Below are 549 nucleotides of genomic sequence, written 5' to 3'. Positions count from 1 at the left end.
CAGGCAGAGCAAAAAGCGTGGATACAGAGTTCCTTCCTCATGTTGTTATCCATGGCAAGACCTATGATCTCACCGTTATAACAGTCCAGAACGGCTGCGACGTAAAGCTTTCCGTCTGCGCACGGGACTTGCGTGATATCTGTCAGCCACTTTTGATTTGGCATCTGAGCTGAGAAATCGCGCTGAATGAGATTTTCTGCCTTTTGTGCCGCTGCATCCGCTCTGGTCAGGCTGTTTGCCCTGTGTGGAGCTGATTTCAACAGTCCTCCGCGTTTCATGGCGCGGCGAACTCCACTGAAGCTGACACGGATTCCTCGCTGCTCCAGAGCAAGCTGTATCCGCCTGACCCCGTAGTTTCGGTTACCTGGTGTCTCCGCATAGATCTCTCTAATTTTGACCAGAAGAAGCTGCCAGGGTTTTGTTCCCGTGGTCCGACGTACGCTGCGGTAGTAACCGGATTCGCTCACATGCAGAACTCGACACATGGAGTGAACCGTATGTTCATTGTGCCGCAGCGTGATGTACTCATACAGCAGTTCAGGCTTCACT

The 549-nt window shown here is 52.3% G+C and carries 1 protein-coding gene; it reads right to left on the bottom strand.

What is annotated here, in order from left to right:
- On the bottom strand, positions 1-549 hold a 549-nt coding region (locus H8S57_RS18455), incomplete at both ends, for a DDE-type integrase/transposase/recombinase (RefSeq protein WP_243204887.1).

It is taken from the genome of Lawsonibacter hominis, assembly GCF_014287895.1.
GTDB lineage: Bacteria > Bacillota > Clostridia > Oscillospirales > Oscillospiraceae > Lawsonibacter_A > Lawsonibacter_A hominis.
This window is presented reverse-complemented; position numbering and strand designations above follow the sequence as displayed.